Source organism: Enterobacter sp. SA197 (assembly GCF_054131575.1).
Map to the genome: position 1 here is coordinate 3,494,189 of NZ_CP096393.1, position 22,032 is coordinate 3,516,220.

Sequence of the window (22,032 nt, forward strand, 5' to 3'; positions counted from 1 at the left end):
CCGGTCGGTTATAAATAGAGCCGATCGCATCCCATATGTTGCACGGTGACGGTATCTTCCAGCGCTCTTCGAAAGGAAAAACAGAAAGAAAATCTTTTTGTTAAAAAATGACCAATAACCAAGCTATTTTCGAAATTTGTTATGATCATCCTCACCGTTTCTGCATTATGTTGATGATGTTTACACTGAACAAATGAGATAATCTTGGCTCTCTAAAAAGTTTTTCTTTCAAATATGAAGATACCCATTTATCTCAACGCATTACGCGCCTTCGAAGCCAGCGCCCGCCACCAGAGCTTCTCCCTGGCCGCTGAAGAGCTGAACGTGACCCCTGCAGCCGTCGGGCAGCTTGTGCGCTCCCTGGAGGATGTGGTGGGTTACCCGTTATTTCATCGCAGCAATAACCGACGCGCTCCCCTGGTGCTGACCGAACCTGCGGTGCGTGCATTACCCGACATCCGCGCCGGGTTTCACAGCCTGAACCTGGGGATGACGTTAATGCGTGAGGGGGCGACAAACGGCATTCTCAATGTCACCATCAGTCCCGCCTTTGCGGCGAAATGGCTGCTACCGCGCATTGAAGATTTCCAGAGCCGCTGGCCGGATATTGATGTTCGTCTTGAAACCAGTCTTAAAATTCTCGATTTCACCGCCCAGGGTATGGATGTGGGGATCCGCTATGGGCTGGGTCAGTGGGAGGGGTTGCAGGCAGAACTCTTGATGTCGGAAGAGGTATTCCCGGTTTGCGCACCGTCGATGATATCTCTGAACCCGGCGCTAAATTGCCTGACTGGCGTACCGGAACAGACGCTGATCCACGATCTGTCGATGGAATATCACAAAGATTTTATTACCTGGGAGCAATGGCTTAAGCGTTTCAATGTCCAGGCCATAGCGCGTAAACCCGGTCTCAGGATCAATAGCTCAGCGGCAGTGCTACAGGCGGCCATTGACGGGCATGGCATTGCGCTGGCGCGCAGCATCATGGTTGAAGATGATCTTAAAAGCGGGCGCCTGGTAAGGCTCTGCCCGGAACTGTCTCTGCCCAGCCCGCTGGCCTATTACCTTGTCTATCGCCCCGGCTGCGACACTCTTCCAAAGATTGCTTATTTCCGCGAATGGGTTATCCAGCAAGCCACCGTCGTTAACCATACCCAGCAGACTAGCTCGGTTACCGGCAATGCAGGCGGGAAAAAACATGCTGAATCAGGCAAACCATCATGATGAAGCCTGCCTGCAGCAAAAGGCGTTTCCCCGCTGATTGACGCTAAGTCATAGTACGCGCTTCCAGCCAGACGTCTGAACCGTAGCGAAACAAACCGGACTTACACGCTTTCACGTTGTAAGGGCATGTGTGAACAGACCTGCAAAAAGTCCGGTTTGACCGGCGCTATCCCTGCGCTTTCGTCGCCCTGCCACTTTTAATAATACTGAGAAACGCGAGGCCGACCGGGACAAGCGATCCCCATAGCACCGCATTCCAGCCAAAGAGATTGAGCAGTGCCCCCGACGAAAATGATCCAATAATCATCACGCCAAATACCACAAAGTCATTGAGCGACTGCACCTGGGTCTTTTCTTCAGGGCGATGGTAATCGATGATTTTTGTCGACGCGCCAATGAAACCAAAGCTCCAGCCAATCCCCAGTAAAATCAGTGATAACCAGTAGTGAAAAATCTCTGTCCCGCTTAACCCTGCCATCACGGACCCGGCCGTCACCACGAGTCCGAGTGCGGCAATACGCATAGCGCCAAAACGGTTAATGAGCCTGCCGGTAAAGAAGCCGGGACCGTACATCGCAATCACATGCCATTGGATGCCAAGATTTGAAGCCTCCTGCGAGATGCCATGCATATGCATGGACAGCGGGGCCGCCGTCATCAGGAAATTCATGACCATGTAAGTCACTGCGCCACTGAACACGGTTCGCATAAAGCCCGGCTGGCGGATGATCTCTCCCAACGGGCGTCCGGCTTTTTTTTCAACCACAACCGACTCTACGGGAATTACGCCTTTGAGCACCCATGCCGAAATGGCTGCGACAAGAGATTGCGCGATGAAAGTTATCGCAAAGGTGTGAGGCGGCCAGAGATGCATCGTGCTTGTTACCAGCATGGGGCCAATAACCCCGGCTGCCACACCGCCCCCCATCACCAGCGACAGCGCACGCGCCCGACGCGCTGCGTTGACGCCATCCGTCGCCGCAAAACGGAAACTCAATGCGACAGCGGCATAGGCCCCGCCGAGAAAGGCTGCGATACAAAACAGGAGGAATGAACCCAGCACCACGGCAAGCGCAGCCGTCAGGCCCGTAATTACCCCCGTTCCGGTTCCGGTCATAAACGCTGTTTTGCGTCCGTACTTTTTCGCAAGCGCACCCAACGGGAGAATACACGCCGCCATGCCTGTTACAAACATGGTAACAGGTAGCGTCGCCAGTGAGCTATCCGGGGCAAGGGCGTTTCCCACAATTGCCCCGGTGGCATAGAAAACAACCGAATTCGCTCCGGCTAACGCCTGGGCTGAAGCCAGGCGAATGATATTATTATTCTGCTTTGCGACAGACAGCGTTGATTCGTCGGTCATGAGATTACTTTTCCTGATGTATTGTGAGTCGCGCTGAACAATCTGTATTCATTGGGGGGCAGCTCAGATCACGATTAAATTTCCTTCAATCGTCATATTCCGGGCCAGCAGCCAGCGGTTAGGGGAAAGATTTATCACTTGCCGATGAATCTGCTCATACTGTGTGATGCTGCCGTTCCCACTTACGTGAATGATGTACTGAACCCGGCCGGGCGCTTCTTCCGCAAGCGGCAAAGAAGCAGCCGGAATGCCTGTACTGAGTTCACCCCATGTCTGAATTTCCAGGGATGTCAGGACTATATTCTCCCGACTGGCCTCATGAACGAAGGCCGCGGTCATGCAGGCATTAAATGCCGCCAACAGCAGCTCCTGAGGACTCGGCGCCGCTCCTTTCCCCCCTAACGCTTCAGGCTCATCGGCATGGATGACCTGACCGTGTGAGGGCTGCAGGGTTTGTCCGACAATGCAGGAATGGCAGCGGGTCTGACTCGCCATGCCGCCACGCCACGTTGTTACGATGTCATACTTCGCAACGTCGCTTTCCATCTTTTCTCCTGTGCCGTGCACCTTTACCTGCACGGCGTCTTCATCAGGCGTTACGCCCGGCCATGACACCACCATCAATATCCCAGATGGCGCCAGTCACCCAGTCGGTCTTATCCGACAGCAGGAAGACGACTGTTTCCGCAATATCGCCAGGCGTACCCACACGACCGATCGGGTGGAAGCTGTCGAAGCTGTTCATCACCTCTTTCACATCGTCTTTAGGGATAAAGCCTTCATAAATGGGCGTGTGTACCACGGCCGGAGAGACGGCATTAACCCGAATACCTTTACTGCCGAGCTCAATGGCCAGATTTTTGGTCAACGCATGCAGCCCCGCTTTTGCCATGGAATAGGCAGAAGATGGCGTTGCGCCAATGGCCTGCTGCGCCCACATTGAACCAATGTTGACAATAGCGCCTTTAATACCCGCCTCAACCATGTTGCGCACCACGTCACGGGTAATAAAGAAAGTGGCGCGGTTAATGCTCATATAGCTGTCATAATCCGCCGCTTCATGTTCAGTGAATGCTTTCGGGAAGAAGACGCCCGCAGCATTAACCAGCAGACTGATATCTTTATGCTCGGCATTAATGGTGTTCACCACATGCTGCATGCCCGCTTCCGTCATCAGGTCGGCGACGATGACAGAAACCTCGCCGGCACCGGCCAGCGCCTGACGCGCCTGCTCCGCTTTCTCCTGGCGGTTGCCGACCAGAACGACGCTACCGCCATTGTCGAGAATACGTTTTGCCGTTTCAAAACCCATTCCACTCGTACCGCCCACGACCAACAGCTTTTTACCGCTAAAAGATGCACGCATTATGAACCTCGTTTTATTCAAAAGTTACGCAAGATGAGTCGGCGTTTCGCTCATCGGGTGAAAGCAGGATGCCACGCCCTTATAAGGCTGACGAATGAGAAGAAATTGCGAGACGAGAAAGAAAATCTATCTCCGTGACGTATACTGGCTGCCACTGAACAGAAAAGAGGTCAGGTATGCGCTCCCTGAATCGACTGAAATGGCTACATGCTTTTGAGGCAACAGCCCGCCACGGCAGCTTTACCGGCGCCGCGCAGGAACTGGGCGTTACGCCTGCAGCAATAGGCCAGCTTGTTCGCGCTCTTGAAGAGTGGGTGGGCCATCCCTTACTTCATCGCACCCGCTCAGGTAAAGCACGTCTGACGCTGGTGGAAGAGGCGCAGGATGCACTTGAGGACATTACCAACGGGCTGGATAAGCTTGAGGCAGGCCTGCATAAGTTGCGCGGCCGCCGGTCCCGCTCGGTGGTAGTGATCACCGCCTCTCAGGTACTGGTAATGAACTGGTTGATGGAGCGTCTGAACCGATTTTCTGAAACCCATGACAATATTGATCTTCGACTGAACGTGACTGAAAAAATCATGGATGTCTCTCACGGCGAGGCGGATATCGGCATCCGTTGCGGTCAGGGAGACTGGCAGGGCGTGAACAAAACCTGGCTCATGGATGAAGAAGCTGTTCTGGTGTGTAGCCCGCGGCTTGCTCCGCCGGAGAAGATAAGCTGCGGCGAGTGGCTCGCCACACAAAAGCTGATTCACGATGATACTCCCCACCCTGGCGCCGGCTTCCCCACGTGGGAAGAGGTCTTTACAGCCGTAAATGCGCCTGCGGCACAAGAGAGCGGGCTACATATCAATTCAACCTCCACGGTCATACTTTCCGCCCTGAGCGGTCGTGGTGTGGCGATTGTTCGCAAAGCGTTGGTAAAGCAGCATATCGAAACAGGGCAGCTGATACAGCTTCACGCCGATCATCGCTGGCCGTTAAAATGGGCGTACTACATCGTCACCTCCCCCAACACCAGCGAACGCCGCGACGTGAAAATTTTCCATGACTGGCTTATTGAAGAGGTGATGAAAGAGGAAAAGTGAGCGCTACACCCGGACCCGCATCATTATGATGGTCTGACCGCACTTGCTTAAACAGCGTGCTTCAAATTTTACGGATGCGGGCATAACCCATGCCTTTGGGTTGAGGTTTAGAAAATCATCCCTCTAACCGGGCATAGCGCGAAGCAAGCTTGTCGAGAAAGGTATGTAGTTTCAGGTTCATATCGCTATAATCATTCGCCCGCAGTTCTTGCGGGGTCTGAACGAAACGGTATTTTCCCGCTCGCTTTAACTCCTGTTCAGACTGCGCTATCAGTAGTTCCACAAGCTCTGGCGTGAATTCCATATGACACTGAAAACCAAACACCCGATCGGTATAAGCCACTATCTGGCGCGGGCACCCTTCGCTGCAGGCGATGATTTCGGCTTCAGGGGTCAGCCCAGGCATATCATTATGCCAGTGGCCTGCCATAAAGGTCTTCCCGACGTGTGTAAAGAGCTCGTGGCTCTCCCCTTTGTCAGTCAACGTAACCGGAAAGGCACCCATCTCTTTTTCAGGGCTATGGGCGAAAGGGGCACCCAGCGCTTCGCCAGTCAACTGCGCTCCCAGACAGACCCCAATCACGGCTTTTCCCGCGCGTACCGCTGAGGCAATAAGCGCCTGCTCTGCGTTGGCATCAAAATGGGCGCACTCTTCCACGGTAACGGAGGGATCCTGCGGCCCGCCCATGACGATCAGCAAATCGATGCCGCCTGCGTCGCTGGGCAATTTTTGACCTTCATAAAGACGGGAAAAGGTGACCTCATGGCCCCGGCTCCTGGCCCAGGTTTCGTAAGCGCCGGGGGCTTCAAAATATTCATGCACAACAAAATGTACTCGCATTGGCGTATGCTCCTGTAAACGTGCTCAACTCCGTTATGCGTAGGGTTACGGCGCAAAGGCATTGGCCGGATAACCGCAGCCAAAGCATGATAAACAAGAGGGTTACATCTGAAATGCCAGTAAGCATTGATAAAGCGCCAAGACATGATGAAGCGACAGGCTGGTCAGCAACGGCTATCTCTTACCGGCGCGGAGAGGTCGATCTGCCCCACTATCATCTTGAAGGACAGCTTTTATTTGCTACCCGAGGAGTGATGCTGGTGGAAACCACAGACGCAAGGTGGGTTATTCCTCCACAGCGCGCGCTATGGATCCCGCCCTTGATGATCCATTCCTACAGGCTGCTTTCGCAAACGGAATTACGCGCCATTTATGTGAGTGAGAGTCTGATTTCAGCATGTGCAAATTTCACCCGCAGTCATCTGGTTCATATCATTAACGCCACGCCGCTGGTAAAAACCCTGATAGCGGATCTGTTCACAGACGACTATAACGGCCCGTTAAAGCGAAAAATGCTGCTTTTATTACTGGAAATTCTCAGCGAGGCCCCAACGGTAGCGGCCGAACTGCCAATGCCGCAAGATGAGCGCCTGTGTCATGCTGCGAAAGCACTGATGCACAGCTATCGATGGGAGACATCTTTAACGGATATGGCTGACCTTGCTGCGATGTCGGAGCGATCCTTTACCCGGCTGTTCTTACGTGACACGGGATTTAGTTTCAGAACATGGAAACAGCGAGCCAGAATATATGCCTCGCTGGATCTGCTCTCTGCTGATGTGCCCGTTAAACAGATTGCGTACCAACTCGGCTTTTCATCTCCTGCTGCGTTTTCAGCGGCATTCCGTTCAGTAATGGGGGTAACGCCAGGTCAGTATTGATCCGGGTGGCGCTTGCATATCACCACCCTTTTTCGGACAAACCGCGCGCTTACCGCTAATGTCACCCGTTGCCGGTTCGCCTTTGAGCTTCCTGCTCAATAAGCCTTCCGGCAACCTGTTGCGAGGGGCATAAAAAGGAGTTTTACCTGCCTGAATAGTTGTCAATAACAGGCACGTTTATTCGCTGTGACAGACGTGATGTCACTTAAAGCGGAGCCAGAGAAAGAGAAAGCATTATAAAAACTTATTGAATACACTGCCTTTATCCAACTGAGTTGAACCAGAAGGTAAAGATATATCTTTAATAATTCCTGCTGCAGGTTTGACGAGAAACTGATTTGTCTCGGCAAGCGATGCTAATTTCGGTAAGTCCAGCGACTGAATTGCCGCTATCATTTCCTCACTCAGGCCAGATATAGTGGTTACATCAGAGTCTGTTTCGCTTGCAATCCTCTGGATAAGCAGGAGGTAGGATAAATTAAACTGCTGAACATCTTCTAAAACCGTGCGTTTGTTTGTCATTGCTCACCAGTGATTGAACCAGATTCGTGGAAAATTTACCCAACGGCCCTTTAAAAATCGGGCAAATGATACATTGAAAATACAACTTATCCATATATATTTTGTAAATTTACAATTTAATTTTAACCAATAAAAACAATGAATTAAAATTTTAGCCGCTGGCATTATATATGTTAGTCAGAATAAAATTTATACAGGCAATTTACCTGTAAGCACCTCTCCTGATGTTGAATACGAATAATTCCCCTTCCGGTTAAAAATCACTATTTCATGGTAAACAGGGAGCTATTTATCTGGTCCTGTTTTCAGGGCACTTCATCTGCCTGTTAATATCAGACTCTGAGGGGCGGGTATTCATGCTCCGGCCATAAGGGGTTGTCACCCGCCCATGCATGGCAACAAGGCAGCCTGTCTCTGGCTCAACGTTTTCCGCTAAAACGCTGTTAGCCTGCCCATCGAAGAGAAATGTATTGACGGGACAAGCACTTGAATAAATGTAACCTAATGTGAGCATTTTTATTGAGGTATTTCTGAAAATTAACAGCCCAGGTTGCGGCCTTAAGAAGAGAGTGATTAACTGCACTCCTGATTTATTGTCGATGCTAAAAGTAAGCAGACATGAACAGCAAAAACACGTTTCGTAGAAAATTGCTGAAATACCATCAAAATAGTTTAAATAACTCAAAATATCAGGCCGATATGTCAGGCGCTGACCTGCGATTTATGGACCTGCGGGGACTCAACTTGCAAAATATAAACTTAACAGGTAGCGATCTTTCATTTAGCGATCTCCGTGATGTTGATTTCTCAGGGGCCTCTCTTAAAGGCGCTAACCTCAGTCACTGTAAGACCGAAGGGGCGAAATTTACTCTTGCAGATTGTACTGGCGTAGATTTTTCAGGAAGTGACGTGCTGCCCGTCCCTTCTGCTGAAGCCCTGAAGGACAAGGATATCGTCATCACTGAAATGCTACCGCCACGGCCACTCATCACGGTCTATATGCCGACCTGGAATCGTGAAGCGCTCACTATCCGGGCAATAGAGTCTGTCCTGAAACAGGACATGGATAACTGGGAACTTATTATTATCGATGATTTCTCGTTATCCTATGAAACACTGCAGGCGTATATCACCGATCTTAACGATCCGCGCATTATCTATATTCGTAATCCGTTTAATTCAGGCGCCTGTGCTGTCCGGAATCAGGCAATACGAATGGCCAGAGGTTATATGATAACGGGCCTCGATGATGATGATGAATTTCTGCCAACGCGCCTGTCATCTTTTCTTGCCTTTGAATATAAGCTTCAGCATCACGGATTTATATATGCCGATGATTATCTTTGTGACAGTAAAGGATATGAGAGACTGGAGGAGTTGCGGGTCTACCCGAAACCGGCCTATAAAAAGCGCTTATTTGATAAGCGAAATATTATAGGTAATCAGATGCTGACCTTAACCAGTCGCCTGCAGGAGATCCTGTTTGATGAAAATCTGACCGCTGCACAGGATTATGACGCCTTTTATCGACTGGCCGAAAAATACGGCGACCCTTTTAAGGTAGACGCGATCACCCAGGTACTCTATGTCAATCACGGCGAGGTACGCATCACCGCTTCAGGGCGTAAATTTGCGGGCTATCTGGATTTTTACCGAAAACACAAAGCTAAACTCGACGCATCGAGTAAAAAATATCAGCTTTTTACGCTGTACTATATCCGCAACAAAAAGATGGGCGCGCGTACCCTGTTAACACTCCTGACGCTGCGTAACCTCAAACGATATCTGATGATGTTTTCCACCTTCCGCAGCAAAAAATTTTAATCCCCCCAGATGAGGCTAATTCCAGAAGTGCGACCAGGCCTGGCCACTCGCGTTGCGGCCCCCTCCGGTAATAATGAATAACCATGTGCGCTTATCCTTAGCGCACATACCAGACGACCTCCGACACCCGCTCCAGTGCATTCAATAAGGTTAGGCTGGCCTTGCCATGTTAAAGTGAACTCACGCCTGTGAAAGCGGTATAAGCAGGCCTGTTGTGCCACAAAAATGGATAAAGCGACAGCGCAGAAAAGGAGCAAGACATTCATGACCAACCTGAAAAGAGCGCAACACGCTGGCGGATATCTGCCCCGGGGTATGATTTTCAGCGTATTTTTCCTGACGATTTTTTCAGCGCATTCGCAGAGCCTGACTGACGCGAAATATCTTTTCTCGTTCCAGTCCAACAAAAGTACTTGCCTCCTCAGGGTGAATGACCTGCCCGCGTTTGATAATACTACCGATGATGACGGCACAATCTCCGCTGCCTTTACAATGACCGCCTTTCTGGAAAAGGGTAACAATGATATCGAGCTGTTAATGGGGCCGCAGGACGCCGGTGATCCTCAGTCGTTATTTTCCGACTCCTCATGCCAGGTCACTGTCACCAATGAAACCCCTGGCGGCACGGTACTGCTGGCTGACTATCGCCTGACCGTGAATAATAAAAATGAAATGACTGCGGTTAATTCACTAAATCATGCGAACGGTGCGAAAGTAACAGAAGGCTATACCACATCAGACAAAGACTTCGGATTATATAAAATGCAGAGCGTGGTTACGCCTGACCTGCTACCAGAGTGGTCATGGGTTAAGGCGACGCCAGTCACGCAGAAGGATCTACCCAAAATTCGTCAGGCCTATGACGCTATCTGGATGCAAATAAAGCATCGCGATATTCAGGGGCTGAAACGCACGGCGAAAATCTCAAATGAGGAGATGGCAAAAGCCGAAGGAACGACGCCGGAGATGATTTTCCTCTCAACCGATTTGCCTGAGCATGTTAACGATCCCCGACTCACGCCTGCAGATATCGAATGGGATAAATATGACCTGATGCGCTATCGCGGAGGGCGTCTTTTTCGCATGGGTGTCGGGTTCTTCCAGAATTCTCCGCTGAGGTTTAAAAATGCCGAAGGCAAAGTGGTCTACACCTACAACCCCTACTTTTCCATGATCAACGGTGAGGTGGTTTTAGTACGCTAACCGCTATCCTGACTATACCTGCAGGTATTTCAGCAGATTACAGAAGCCTCTTGATCACCTTTTCCAGGGCTGTTCTGAACCAGAGAAGCGCCAGATCGTTGTCAAAACTTTTATGCCAGAGTAGCGAGAGCGCTATCTCTGGCGTCTTCACCGGAACGAGACTTGTGCATAAGCCGTAATGAGAAACCCAGTCGGCAGCCAGTCCGGAAGGGACGGTGGCTAAGGCGGGCAGACGCCCTAGTACGGGCGGTAAAGTGGAGAAATGGGGAGTGACATAACGCACCTGACGTGATTTCCCCCGCTGTGCTAACTCCTCATCAATGGCGCTCCAGGACGAGCCGCGGTAGGAGACCAGCAGGTGATCATGTTCCACGTAATCTTCCAGCGTAAGCGGCACGTTTAGCGAAAGCTGTTCAGGGTGCCAGACCGTACAGAAGCTGAGTGAACCCAGAGGTTCCCGCCTCAATGCAGAGGCCGTGCCCTGTCCCACTGAAATCGCGAGATCAATCTCCCGATTGAGCGCTTGCTCACTGTCCCGAAACGGATCGCTGGCGCTTACCTGAAGCGTGATTCCCGGTGCCTCGCACGCCAGGTATGCCTGCAGTTCCGGCATTATCCACTGCTCCACCCAATCGCTCATCCCCAGCCGGAAGCAATGTTTTGCTGTTGCAGGCGAAAAGGAGGGCGGCTGAAAAAGAACCTGTTGCATCTGTTCCATCAAGGGTCCGAGTGCCGCAATAAGCGCTTCGGCGCGTGGTGTCGCTACCATGCCTGCGGCGGTGCGCACGAAAAGGGGATCGTCAAACATGTCACGCAGTCGACCAAGGGCATTGCTGACAGCAGGTTGTCCAAGATGCAGTTTTTCAGCAGTACGCGACACACTTCCTTCCCGGTGCAAAACCAAAAGTACCGTCAACAGATTGAGGTCGATCCGATGAAAATCATTTTCCCTGATAGCGAACATTATATTAATCAATTTGAGTGATAGTGATGGGATGAGGATACTGCCTCTCACCTTCTGATGACATACCGATGAGGAATGTTATGAAAATTTTGATGATGTTGATTGGCTCCCTGCTTTTCTCCAGCCCGCTTCTGGCCGCCGGGGGGACGGACCCGCTGAAGCAGCAGGCACCCGGTTATTATCGAATGATGCTGGGTAAAATGCGGATCACGGCCGTATCCGACGGGACGGTGACTATCCCCCTCACTACCCTGCTGATGAATATTTCCGCAGACAAATTACGCCAGGCGATGGCCGACGAGGCAATGACCCCGCAGGCAGAAACGTCGATTAACGCCTATGTCATAGACGACGGTAAAACACGTATTTTAGTGGATACAGGCGCGGGCGATCTGTTTGGTCAAAACGGAGGCCATCTGCTGGAAAATCTTGAGGCTGCTGGCTATCCGCCACAATCCATTGATGCCGTACTGCTGACCCATATTCATGCCGACCATTCCGGTGGCGTATCTCGCTCGGGCAAACCTGCTTTTCCTAATGCGCAGGTATATGTGGATAAACGCGACGCAGACTTCTGGCTGACGCCAGCTAACGTCAATAAGGTCGGGGCCAGTGAAGCCCATACCTTTGCGCAGAGTGAGCAGACCCTTCGCCCGGTCATCAATGCCGGTCGGTTAAAAACGTTTCTGGCACCGGCTACCCTCTTTAGCGGTATCCAGGCGGAGTCAACGGCGGGTCATACGCCCGGCAGCGTGCTCTATCGGGTGGAAAGTGAAGGCCAGACGATGGTCCTCTGGGGCGATATTATCCATGCCAAAGCGGTGCAACTGCCCGACCCGGACGTGGCCATCCACTTTGATGTCAACAGCCAGCAGGCCATTGCCACCCGGAAGCGCGTGCTAAAACAAGCGGCCGATGAAGGCTACTGGGTCGCTGCTGCCCATATTTCGTTTCCAGGTTTTGGTCACGTCAAGCGTGAAGGGAAGGGTTATCGCTGGGTAGAAAGTAACTATACGACGCTGTCAGGGCAGTAGCGAGGTTACCTCTGAAGCCGGCAGCTATCTCTGTGCAGAAACCTCTTTCCACACAACCTGGTTAAGGAGATTTTACCGTGAAATCAAGCCGGATGATGTTGACCGCTCCACCGACCACGTGGGTGCGCAGAGAGGCAACATCATCCGGCTTTTTCATGTGAAAACTTACCGCTCCCGAAACGCCTCGGCTTTGGCGCGTAAAATGGGCTTCAGCAGATAGGCCATAATGGTTTTCTTGCCGGTAATAATATCCACCGAGGCGACCATCCCCGGAATAATCAGCAGCGGCTTCTCATCCGTACCCAGATGATTTTTATCAGTACGTAGCCGAATGATATAAAAACTTTTGCCGTCTTTGTCCGTCACTGTGTCCGGGCTTATCTGCTCGAGTTTTCCCCTGAGTCCACCGTAGATGGTGTAGTCGTAAGCGGTGAATTTCACCGTTGCTTCCTGACCGGGGCGCAAAAAGGCGATGTCCTGCGGGCGAATTTTCGCTTCCACCAGCAGGGTGTCATCGAGCGGGACTATCTCCACCAGGTCGTTGCCGGGCTGGATAACGCCACCAATGGTATTTACCAGCAGTTGCTGGACCACACCGCGCACCGGTGAGGTCACCAGCGTGCGATTTACCCGGTCGGTAATGGCTTTACCGGACGCCTCGATTTTGCTCAGATCGGTTCGCGCTTCATTAAGCTGCCCCAGCGCTTCGCTGCGGTAGCGGCCACGGGTTTCCCCCACTTTACTTTCGATCTCTTTAATGGCCGCTTCTGCACGCGGAATGGCGAGGATCACTGAGTCCAGTTGCCCCTGCGTTTCAACACCGGCCCGGCGCAAACGCAGCATCTCCACTTTGGAAATCGCCCCTTTCGCCACCAGTGGTTCAGACATGCTGATCTCCTGCTGTTGCAGCGCCAGGCTCCGCCGGTACTGGGTTAATTTGCCCTGGAAATCGAGCAGCTCCTGCTTCTTCTGCACCAGTTGCTCATTAAGGCCGGACAGCTCGCTCTGAATACGCTTATTCACGCTACTGAACAGCTCCATTTCACCGTTTGCGATTTCCGGTGCCTGTCGGACGATTTCCGGTGATAAGGTCAGTGAATCCGCCCCTTCAAGCTGTGCGGTCAGGCGCTGAATTCTCGCCTCCAGCGCCAACCGATCCGCCTCGGTTTCCCCGGCATTGGAGCGAAAACGGGTATCATCAAGACGCAGCAACGGGGAACCGGCCTTCACCACCTCGCCTTCATGAACGAAAACCTCGGCAACAATTCCACCCTCAAGGTTCTGTATTTTTTGCAGGCGTGAGGAGGGAATAGCCCGCCCTTCTCCGCGCGTCACTTCATCAATTTCAGCCAGTGATGCCCAGACGATCATCGCGATAAAGAACGCCAGTATTGCCCAGAGCGTTACGCGCACGACGCGGGGTGCATCATCCAGCAGCGCCTTATTGACCTCACTGGTGGTAAAGGCAGAAGGCTTTTTATTTCCCGACAGCCACCCCATCAGGCGGCTAAGCAGATTAACGGTTCGCATGAATCTGCCCCTTCTTCAGCGCGTTCATCACACTCTCTTTCGGGCCGTCAGCGATAATTTTGCCGTTATCGACAATGATCAGGCGGTCCACCAGTGAGAGCAAAGAAGCACGATGGGTCACCATCAACAGCGTCTTATTACTGATAACTGGCGCTAAGGCTTTTTTGATTAACTCTTCGCTGGTGTTATCCATCGAACTGGTGGGTTCATCCATCAACAGGACGGGGGGATCGAGCAGCAAGGCGCGCGCCAGGGTCACCGCCTGCCGCTGCCCACCGGAAAGGCTCATCCCCCGCTCGCCAACCTGCATGTTGTAACCGGAGGGATGGCGGCGGGCAAAATCGTGTACGCCGGTCAGAGTGGCAACCCGCAGCATGGTTTCATCGTCAACATAACTGGCACCGTAGAGCAAATTTTCGCGCAGCGTGCCGCTGAATAAATGGATATCCTGGGGGGCATAGCCAATGTTATGGCGCAGATCGTGGACATCAATCTGGCGGGCGTCTATGCCGTCAATCAACACGCTGCCGCTGTCCGGCTGGTAAAAACCAACCAACAGCTTCGCCAGCGAACTTTTCCCCGAGCCGCTTCGTCCGATAATTCCCACCTTCTCTCCGGCCCCAATCGTCAAAGAGACGTTACTGAGAGAGGCGTACTGGTTACCAGGATAGATAAACGTCACGTCACGCAGTTCAATCGCCCCAGAGAGCGTCTCACGCTTTAACGGCACGTCGCCCTCCGCCACCTCCTGCTCCAGCCCCATCATTCTGTCGATGGTTGATTTGGTCATACGTGCGCGCTGATAACGGGTGATCAGACTGCATAACTGGCCAACAGGCATCATGGCGCGACGGTGCAGCAGGTAACAGGCAATCAGCCCTCCCATGCTCAGATTGCCGCTGATTATGATGTACACCCCGGCGACAATGATCGCCACACCGCTGGCCTGTTGCAGCCAGGCGGTGAAATTGACGGCCACATACGAGAGAGATTTTACCCGCAGCTCCAGCTTGCTAAGCTGGCTGGTCAGGTGTTCCCACTGATACTGGCGCTCGCTCTGGGCGTTATTCATTTTGATGGCATCAAGACCAGTCAGGGTCTCCACTAACATCGCCTGTCGCTCGTTGGATAACTGATATGTCTTCTGTACACGGGACATTAACGGACGCTGAATAAGCCAGCTCACCAGCAGCGCCAGCGGGTAACAGAGCAATGGAATAAACACCAGCGGGCCGCCTATCACACCAATGACCACCAGAATCAGCAGCGTGAAAGGAAAATCGATAAAGGCCGTGAGGGTCAGTGACGAAAGGAAGTCGCGAATCGACTGAAACTCCTGGAAGTTCTGGGCAAAGCTCCCTACCCGTTTCGGGCGCTGCTTCATTTTCATGCCCAGCAGACGTTCGAACAGCGCCGAGGAGACCACCAGATCGGTTTTCTTCCCCGCCAGGTCGAGACAAATACCACGCAGGATCTTCAGTATAAAATCGAAAATAAAAGCAATGCTGACGCCAATAGCCAGCACCCACAGCGTGGCCGTCGCCTGATTCGGCACCACGCGATCATAAACATTCATCACAAACAGCGGGGCGCAGAGCGCTACCAGGTTAACAAGGAAGCTGGCGACAACCGCGTCCAGATAGAGGTATTTCGACAGCTTCAGCGTGTCCTGGAACCAGGCCGTGGTGCGGGGAAGCGTTGCGGTTGGCTGCGCATCAAACTCATGGCTGGGTGATAAAAAAATCGCCTGCCCACTGTAATGCTCTGCCAGCTGTTCGCGCGTCAGGGTAATCTCACCGCCTTCGGTTTCGCCCGGCAGCAAACGCGCCTGTTGAGCATCCCACCCCACCAGCACGGCGGTCTGATTGTTTTTCAGTAGCAGAATGGCAGGCAGCGACAGGGCCGAGAAGGACTCCAGCTCACGCTGCAACACCCGCGCCTTGAGCCCGGCCCGGCCAGCGGCGCGGGGAAATGCGTCCAGGGTCAGCGTATGGGATGCCAGCGGGAGCCCTGTCGTCAGAACGGTGCGGCTGGTCGCGATGTTGTGCAGTTTGCAGATAATCAGCAACGCGTCCAGCAGCGGATCATCGTGACGCTGGCGGGGATCCTGTCGGTCGGACAGTGGCAGGGTGGCTTCAGCGTTTTCAGGGGTGCCAGTATCAGGCGTCATTCTCATTCTCGGTGGTCGGCAGACCCGGTCGCAGTGAAAAATAAGGGGTATCACCGGTAGATACCGGCAATAATCCCCTCAGACGTTATATCGCGTTACTTGAGTTCCGGCAGTTCGGCCTGCGCTGTCTGCCCTTCATCAAGCGGCTGCGAGGCAGTCGGTGCCTGAACGTTCAGGCTTTTCAGCAATTCACCGGTACGGGCGTTAATGCGGTAGGCGGTAAACATATCGAGAAACTGCAGTTCAACATAGCGGCGCTGGGCGCTGAACACTTCGTTTTCGCTGTCCAGCATATCAAGCAAGGAGCGGTCACCCAGGCTGAACTGCTCCTGATAAGCACTGCGCACGGTCACGCTGCGGTCAGCATACTCCTTAGCAATAGGCACCTGCTGTGCTGCGTTATTGCGGGCGTTCCACGCCAGGCGTAACTCCTCATTCAACTGACGCAGGGCATTATTTTTCACATCCTGAGCTTCCTGCATTTTGTAGGCATAGGAGGTGAGCGTCGCCTGATCGCTGTTGCCGTTGTAGAGGTTGTAGCGCATGCGCACCATCGCCTGCCACTCCTGATTGTGGCCCCGGGTTCCATCAATGTTGTTATCCATGGTACGTCCGACTTCTAGGTTAACGTTCGGATAAAACCGTGACTTCGCCGCTTCGTACTGCTGGCGCGTAGCCTCCACGTCCGCATCGGCCTGTTTAAGCAGTGGGCTGCTGGCGAGCATGACGGAACGTGCAGCGGCCAGCGATTCCGGTACGGCTATTTTTCCAGGCATGACCAGCGAGTCGGCCTCTTTACCCGTGACGCTTTCATAGTTTGCGCGGGAATCTTCAAGGTTAGTTTGCTCGGTAAGCAGGTTGTTGCGCGCCTGGGCGAGACGAGCCTGTGCCTGATCGAAATCGGCCTGACGCCCCACCCCCTGTTGGGTACGCAACTGGATCTGATCCATGACGCGTTCGTGATTCTTCAGGTTATCTTCTGCGAGCTTGACCATTTGTTCGCGCATCAGCACATCAAGGTAGCTCTGGATAGCCTGCAGCGCTGTCGTTTCGCTGGTGTTGAGCACCGTCCAGGCGCGTGAATTTACCGTCGCTTTCTGGCGGGCCACTTCACTGGTCGTGGCAAAGCCGTTAAACACGTTTTGCGTCAGCGTAATAGCGGATTCGCTGCGGTTCAGGTTTCGTTGATGATCGCCTGCGGCGCGGGTCGAGGCATTATCCGTCTGTTCCCAGCCGGTTCCGGCGGTCACATCTAACGACGGCAGATAGCCCCCTTTTGCGGCACGAAGATCCTGATCCGCAGAGTAACGGCTGTTAGCCGAGGCACTCACCTGCGGGTGCCATGACAGGCTGTCCTTAACGGCCTGTTCAAGCGTCGTGGCCTGGCTTTGTGAAACGCACAGCGTGAGTGCTGCCCCCAGAAATAACGGGCTACCAACTTTCATGTGTCATCCTTTCCTTCATACCGCGGGCGACATTCAGTATCCGCCGGCGAAAATGGTGCGTGAGCGTGGGAATAAATACATCCTGACGACGTGATGTTCGGACGCAGGCCTTCGTCTGACCTGAATTCACATCCGACGCCTGGCCGCGCAGGTTGAAACAGAACCTGCGCGGCCCCTGTCAGGACATCTCTTCGGGTCTGGCGATAAGGCTTTCCATCATCGCTTCATGACCGGCATCGTAGCTTTCTGCCCCGGCACCGCCTCCCCCTTCAGCAGGAACATGCTCTACCTCAGGTGTGCTGTGCGCCGAATCACTTACCGGACCTGCCTGAATCAGGCTACTGAGATCCTGATGTTCCCCATCGTGCAGAATATCGTTGAAATTCAGCGGCGCCTGACAGGAGGTATCCGGCGCGCTCACCGTGTCGCCATTGTGCTCATCGACTACGGCATCAGGGGCGGCGTTCTCTGCCAGCGAGTGGGACATATCGCTGTTATCAAGGGTCTTATCGGCACTATCCATCGTGAGCGTGAGGCTCGAATCATCAATTAACGATGCGCTGTGCTCCCCACCGGCACTATGGTCGGTTTGCGATGACGCAGCATCGTCCGTGCCGGCGTTAAGCATCAGCTTATCGTTAAGCGCAGTGTGGAGCGGGTCGGCTTCGCCGTCGACATGGCTATCCCCGCTATGGTGACTGGCAGTAAGCGCATGATCATCCGTAGCATCCTGGCTTTCGGCCATGCTCATTTCGCTGTGGCTGTCACTGATCTGCTGCCCACCAGCCTCACCATCAAATTCGAAATGGGTGTCGTGATGATTGGATGCGGTGGAGTCCACATCCAGCGTGATACCGGAAAGCGTGCTCTTACCAGCCGGTAAATCAACGCTAACCTGCCCGCTGTAGTGCGAGGTACTGCTATCTAACGTCATGACGTAAGTCTGGTGGGCCGCGTCATAGGTGACGTTGACATAATTACCCGTGAAGGTGGCATTTTCCGGAATGCCGCCAAAGGTCACGGTCGTCAGATGATCGCTGCTGTCGCTGCTTTCGAGGTTAACGTCCAGGTTCAGGGTAACTTTGTAACTGACGTCGGTATTACCGCCATGTGATGAAGAAGGCCCATCCCCAAACACCACTCCCTCGATATGGTTGGCATTTTCAAAGGGGCGCTTACCGTCTTCGTCTGTAACCTGAAGGTTATCAATATCGTTGTTCTGATGGTTCTGCGGATGTGGGACGCCGGTAACCTTGTAATCCTCACTGTTACCCTGGACAAAAATATAGTCCTTGCCCACATCCCCTTCTGTCACGCCACCATTGCCCGTAATCCCTTTCAGCGAGACAAAATTGTAGCGGGTGTCCGGCCAGTCGCTCTGCTGATAGTACCCACCCGTGTGATCGCCCACGACAAAAATATCGGTGTGGCCTTTGCCACTGTCATCGGTATTCGCATTGCCGCTGCTGGTGTAGTAGTGGATCTGGCTCGCGCTGGCCGCCGCCGGTACGGCATCCCCTTTAATCGCACCATCCGGGCTGTCCGGGGTTAACCAGACATGCACATTATTGCCAATCGCCACGATAACGCCGTTCTGGACATCATATCCATTAGGGTTCACGCTACCGCCGTTAATATGGGTGATGGTGTTGTCTGATGTTTCAGCCGTCTTGCTACCGGGCGTAACGGTCACGGTGAGTTTTACATCGGCATCAGCGTCAGCGTCGGCGTCGGCATCGGCATCAGCATCAGCATCAGCATCAGCATCCGCATCGGCGTCGGCATCGGCATCGGCATCCGCGTCGGCGTCAGAATCGGCATCAGCATCAGCATCAGAATCCGCATCGGCGTCGGCATCTGCATCGGCATCAGAATCGGCATCCGCGTCTGAATCTGCATCTGCGTCCGCATCGGCATCGGCATCCGCATCAGCATCAGCGTCAGAATCCGCATCCGCATCGGCGTCAGAATCCGCATCGGCGTCTGCATCTGCATCGGCATCCGCATCTGCATCAGCGTCGGCATCTGCATCTGCATCTGCGTCCGCATCGGCGTCCGCATCGGCGTCTGCATCTGCATCGGCATCGGCATCAGAATCTGCATCTGCGTCGGCATCCGCATCGGCGTCGGCGTCGGCATCCGCGTCGGCATCGGCATCCGCATCAGCGTCGGCATCCGCATCGGCGTCAGCATCTGCATCGGCATCCGAATCTGCGTCCGCATCCGCATCGGCATCAGCATCTGCGTCGGCATCCGCATCCGCATCGGCGTCCGCATCAGCGTCGGCATCCGAATCTGCGTCCGCATCGGCATCGGCATCGGCGTCGGCATCCGCATCCGCATCCGCATCGGCATCGGCGTCCGCATCAGCGTCGGCATCAGCGTCGGCGTCGGCGTCGGCGTCGGCATCAGCATCCGCGTCCGCGTCGGCATCGGCATCAGAATCGGCATCCGCATCGGCATCGGCATCCGCATCCGCATCGGCGTCAGAATCGGCATCCGCATCTGCATCGGCATCCGCATCCGCATCTGCATCAGCGTCGGCATCTGCATCCGCGTCGGCATCGGCGTCGGCGTCAGAATCGGCGTCCGCGTCGGCATCTGCGTCAGAATCTGCATCGGCATCGGAGTCGGCATCGGCATCCGCATCGGCATCGGCGTCAGAATCCGCATCCGCATCCGCGTCGGCATCCGCGTCGGCATCTGCGTCGGCATCGGCGTCCGCATCCGCATCCGCATCCGCATCCGCATCCGCATCTGCATCGGCATCCGCATCGGCGTCAGAATCGGCATCGGCATCCGCATCAGCATCTGCATCCGCATCGGCGTCCGCATCCGCGTCGGCGTCAGCATCGGCATCCGCATCAGCATCCGCATCCGCATCGGCGTCAGAATCGGCATCCGCGTCAGCATCTGCGTCGGCATCAGCATCTGCGTCGGCATCAGCATCAGCATCCGCGTCCGCATCGGCATCTGCATCTGCATCGGCGTCCGCATCGGCATCTGCATCAGCGTCCGCATCAGAATCCGCATCCGCATCCGCGTCGGCATCCGAATCTGCGTCGGCGTCAGAATCCGCATCCGCGTCGGCATCGGCATCCGAATCTGCGTCGGCGTCAGAATCGGCATCCGCGTCGGCATCTGAATCTGCATCCGCGTCCGCGTCGGCATCGGCATCGGCATCGGCGTCAGCATCAGAATCGGCATCCGCATCGGCGTCAGCATCAGAATCGGCATCCGCATCCGCATCGGCATCCGAATCTGCGTCCGCATCGGCATCCGAATCTGCGTCCGCATCGGCATCCGAATCTGCGTCCGCATCCGCATCGGCATCAGCATCCGCATCAGCGTCAGCATCTGCGTCGGCATCGGCGTCCGCATCCGCATCCGAATCGGCATCCGAATCTGCGTCCGCATCGGCATCAGCATCCGCATCCGCATCCGCATCCGCATCGGCGTCGGCATCCGAATCTGCGTCCGCATCCGCATCAGCGTCGGCGTCGGCATCTGCATCCGCATCGGCATCCGCATCAGCGTCGGCATCTGCATCGGCATCAGCATCAGCGTCGGCATCGGCGTCGGCATCGGCGTCGGCATCCGCATCAGCGTCCGCATCAGAATCCGCATCCGCATCTGCATCCGCATCGGCATCGGCATCTGCATCCGCATCTGCATCGGCATCAGCATCAGCATCAGCATCAGCATCAGCATCAGCATCAGCATCGGCGTCGGCGTCGGCATCCGCATCAGAATCGGCGTCGGCATCCGCATCAGAATCGGCGTCGGCATCCGCATCGGCGTCTGCATCCGCGTCCGAATCTGCATCGGCATCGGCGTCGGCGTCAGAATCCGCATCCGCGTCGGCATCGGCATCCGCATCCGCATCCGCGTCGGCATCAGCATCGGCATCGGCATCGGCATCGGCGTCGGCATCGGCATCCGAATCTGCATCCGCATCCGCATCAGAATCGGCATCCGCGTCGGTATCATCAGGGATAGCAGCCGCGCTGGCAGGATCGAGGAGGGTTAATTCCTGTGGGGGTTGCGCATCGGGGAAGTCAAGGCCAGTGGTAGGGTAGCCCGCGCCGGGATCAACTATCTGCCCGGTGAGATCGAGCACAACATGCGTATGAGAGCCGCCCCCACTGCCGCCACTCTCTGCGCCGCCAGCCGTCCCGGCCTGGGGACCTGCCGCTGTCGCTTCCAGAGTCTGTGTCGGGTCCTGACCCTCAGCAATCGCCTGTTGCAGCGCCGCAACGTCTTGTTGCTGGGCAGCTGTCGCGTCAGGGGTTACCGTACCGGCACTGTCCCAGTGGCTATAACGACCAAGATCAAGCGTTTCTCCATCCGGCAGAGATAAGGTGATCGCACCTGAATTCCCCGTCTGGACTTGTTCGCCTTCAACTATCCTGTCACCTTCGACCAATAAACGCCTGCTGCCGTCGGGACTTACTGCATACACCTGTCCCATTACCGCTTTGACTATCCCTGATACGCCGCTCATGTGTAGTTTCCCTCGATCCTGTTCCCGCCCGTTTCATCCGTGATTCAAGCGTAGAATGCTAAAAGAGAAT

Annotated in this window: 16 protein-coding genes and 1 pseudogene; 7 read left to right on the plus strand and 10 right to left on the minus strand. The window is 54.3% G+C overall.

The window, feature by feature from the left end; translation table 11 throughout:
• Nucleotides 1-234 precede the first annotated feature (234 nt).
• Nucleotides 235-1,224 (plus strand): transcriptional regulator GcvA, encoded by a 990-nt coding sequence (gene gcvA / locus M1D91_RS16440; protein WP_437430637.1) that lies wholly within the window; start codon nt 235-237, stop codon nt 1,222-1,224.
• Between the two features lie 166 nt (nt 1,225-1,390).
• Here the strand turns inward: gcvA and M1D91_RS16445 are convergent, their stop codons facing one another.
• From M1D91_RS16445 to M1D91_RS16455, 3 genes are all read right to left on the minus strand, one after another.
• Nucleotides 1,391-2,587, minus strand: a complete 1,197-nt coding sequence (locus tag M1D91_RS16445) for an MFS transporter (protein WP_437430636.1) — start codon at nt 2,585-2,587, stop codon at nt 1,391-1,393.
• 63 nt (nt 2,588-2,650) lie between these two features.
• Nucleotides 2,651-3,133, minus strand: coding sequence for an OsmC family protein (locus M1D91_RS16450; protein WP_437430635.1), 483 nt, complete (start codon nt 3,131-3,133; stop codon nt 2,651-2,653).
• A 43-nt stretch (nt 3,134-3,176) separates the two neighbouring features.
• Nucleotides 3,177-3,953, minus strand: a complete 777-nt coding sequence (locus tag M1D91_RS16455; RefSeq protein ID WP_437430634.1) for an SDR family NAD(P)-dependent oxidoreductase — start codon at nt 3,951-3,953, stop codon at nt 3,177-3,179.
• Between the two features lie 176 nt (nt 3,954-4,129).
• Between M1D91_RS16455 and M1D91_RS16460 the strand changes: the two genes are divergently transcribed.
• Complete coding sequence (locus tag M1D91_RS16460) at nt 4,130-5,044, plus strand: LysR substrate-binding domain-containing protein (RefSeq protein WP_437430633.1); 915 nt, start codon at nt 4,130-4,132, stop codon at nt 5,042-5,044.
• Between the two features lie 115 nt (nt 5,045-5,159).
• Here the strand turns inward: M1D91_RS16460 and M1D91_RS16465 are convergent, their stop codons facing one another.
• Nucleotides 5,160-5,885, minus strand: a complete 726-nt coding sequence (locus M1D91_RS16465) for a type 1 glutamine amidotransferase (RefSeq protein ID WP_437430632.1) — start codon at nt 5,883-5,885, stop codon at nt 5,160-5,162.
• A gap of 113 nt (nt 5,886-5,998) precedes the next feature.
• On the opposite strand from M1D91_RS16465, the gene M1D91_RS16470 reads away from it, so the two are divergent.
• Entirely contained in the window at nt 5,999-6,766 is a 768-nt protein-coding gene (locus M1D91_RS16470) for an AraC family transcriptional regulator (RefSeq protein WP_437430631.1), read from the plus strand.
• A gap of 234 nt (nt 6,767-7,000) precedes the next feature.
• On the opposite strand, the gene M1D91_RS16475 is transcribed toward M1D91_RS16470, so the two are convergent.
• Nucleotides 7,001-7,288 carry a flagellar transcriptional regulator FlhD gene (locus tag M1D91_RS16475; protein WP_437430630.1) on the minus strand — a complete coding sequence of 96 codons (288 nt, stop codon included), beginning with the start codon at nt 7,286-7,288 and terminating at the stop codon, nt 7,001-7,003.
• A 723-nt stretch (nt 7,289-8,011) separates the two neighbouring features.
• Between M1D91_RS16475 and M1D91_RS16480 the strand changes: the two are divergent.
• From M1D91_RS16480 to M1D91_RS16490, 3 genes and pseudogenes are all read left to right on the plus strand, one after another.
• Nucleotides 8,012-8,146, plus strand: a pseudogene (locus M1D91_RS16480) (pentapeptide repeat-containing protein); the annotation flags it as partial.
• A gap of 108 nt (nt 8,147-8,254) precedes the next feature.
• A complete protein-coding gene (gene wcaA, locus M1D91_RS16485; RefSeq protein WP_437430813.1) occupies nt 8,255-9,112 on the plus strand; it encodes a colanic acid biosynthesis glycosyltransferase WcaA in 858 nt (285 codons plus the stop codon).
• Between the two features lie 264 nt (nt 9,113-9,376).
• Nucleotides 9,377-10,315 carry an IdsF gene (locus M1D91_RS16490; RefSeq protein ID WP_437430629.1) on the plus strand — a complete coding sequence of 313 codons (939 nt, stop codon included), beginning with the start codon at nt 9,377-9,379 and terminating at the stop codon, nt 10,313-10,315.
• A gap of 37 nt (nt 10,316-10,352) precedes the next feature.
• On the opposite strand, the gene M1D91_RS16495 is transcribed toward M1D91_RS16490, so the two are convergent.
• A complete protein-coding gene (locus M1D91_RS16495; RefSeq protein ID WP_437430628.1) occupies nt 10,353-11,279 on the minus strand; it encodes a LysR family transcriptional regulator in 927 nt (308 codons plus the stop codon).
• An 80-nt stretch (nt 11,280-11,359) separates the two neighbouring features.
• Here M1D91_RS16495 and M1D91_RS16500 point away from each other — a divergent pair, with 80 nt between their 5' ends.
• Nucleotides 11,360-12,313 carry an MBL fold metallo-hydrolase gene (locus M1D91_RS16500; RefSeq protein ID WP_437430627.1) on the plus strand — a complete coding sequence of 318 codons (954 nt, stop codon included), beginning with the start codon at nt 11,360-11,362 and terminating at the stop codon, nt 12,311-12,313.
• A gap of 165 nt (nt 12,314-12,478) precedes the next feature.
• Here M1D91_RS16500 and M1D91_RS16505 read toward each other — a convergent pair whose 3' ends face one another.
• From M1D91_RS16505 to M1D91_RS16520, 4 genes are all read right to left on the minus strand, one after another.
• Nucleotides 12,479-13,813: an HlyD family type I secretion periplasmic adaptor subunit gene (locus M1D91_RS16505; protein ID WP_437430812.1), complete on the minus strand. Its 1,335-nt coding sequence runs from the start codon at nt 13,811-13,813 to the stop codon at nt 12,479-12,481.
• A gap of 16 nt (nt 13,814-13,829) precedes the next feature.
• Nucleotides 13,830-16,013: a type I secretion system permease/ATPase gene (locus M1D91_RS16510; RefSeq protein ID WP_437430626.1), complete on the minus strand. Its 2,184-nt coding sequence runs from the start codon at nt 16,011-16,013 to the stop codon at nt 13,830-13,832.
• A 95-nt stretch (nt 16,014-16,108) separates the two neighbouring features.
• Nucleotides 16,109-17,458 (minus strand): TolC family outer membrane protein, encoded by a 1,350-nt coding sequence (locus M1D91_RS16515; RefSeq protein WP_437430625.1) that lies wholly within the window; start codon nt 17,456-17,458, stop codon nt 16,109-16,111.
• 178 nt (nt 17,459-17,636) lie between these two features.
• Complete coding sequence (locus tag M1D91_RS16520) at nt 17,637-21,962, minus strand: retention module-containing protein (protein WP_437434596.1); 4,326 nt, start codon at nt 21,960-21,962, stop codon at nt 17,637-17,639.
• Between the last annotated feature and the right edge of the window lie 70 nt (nt 21,963-22,032).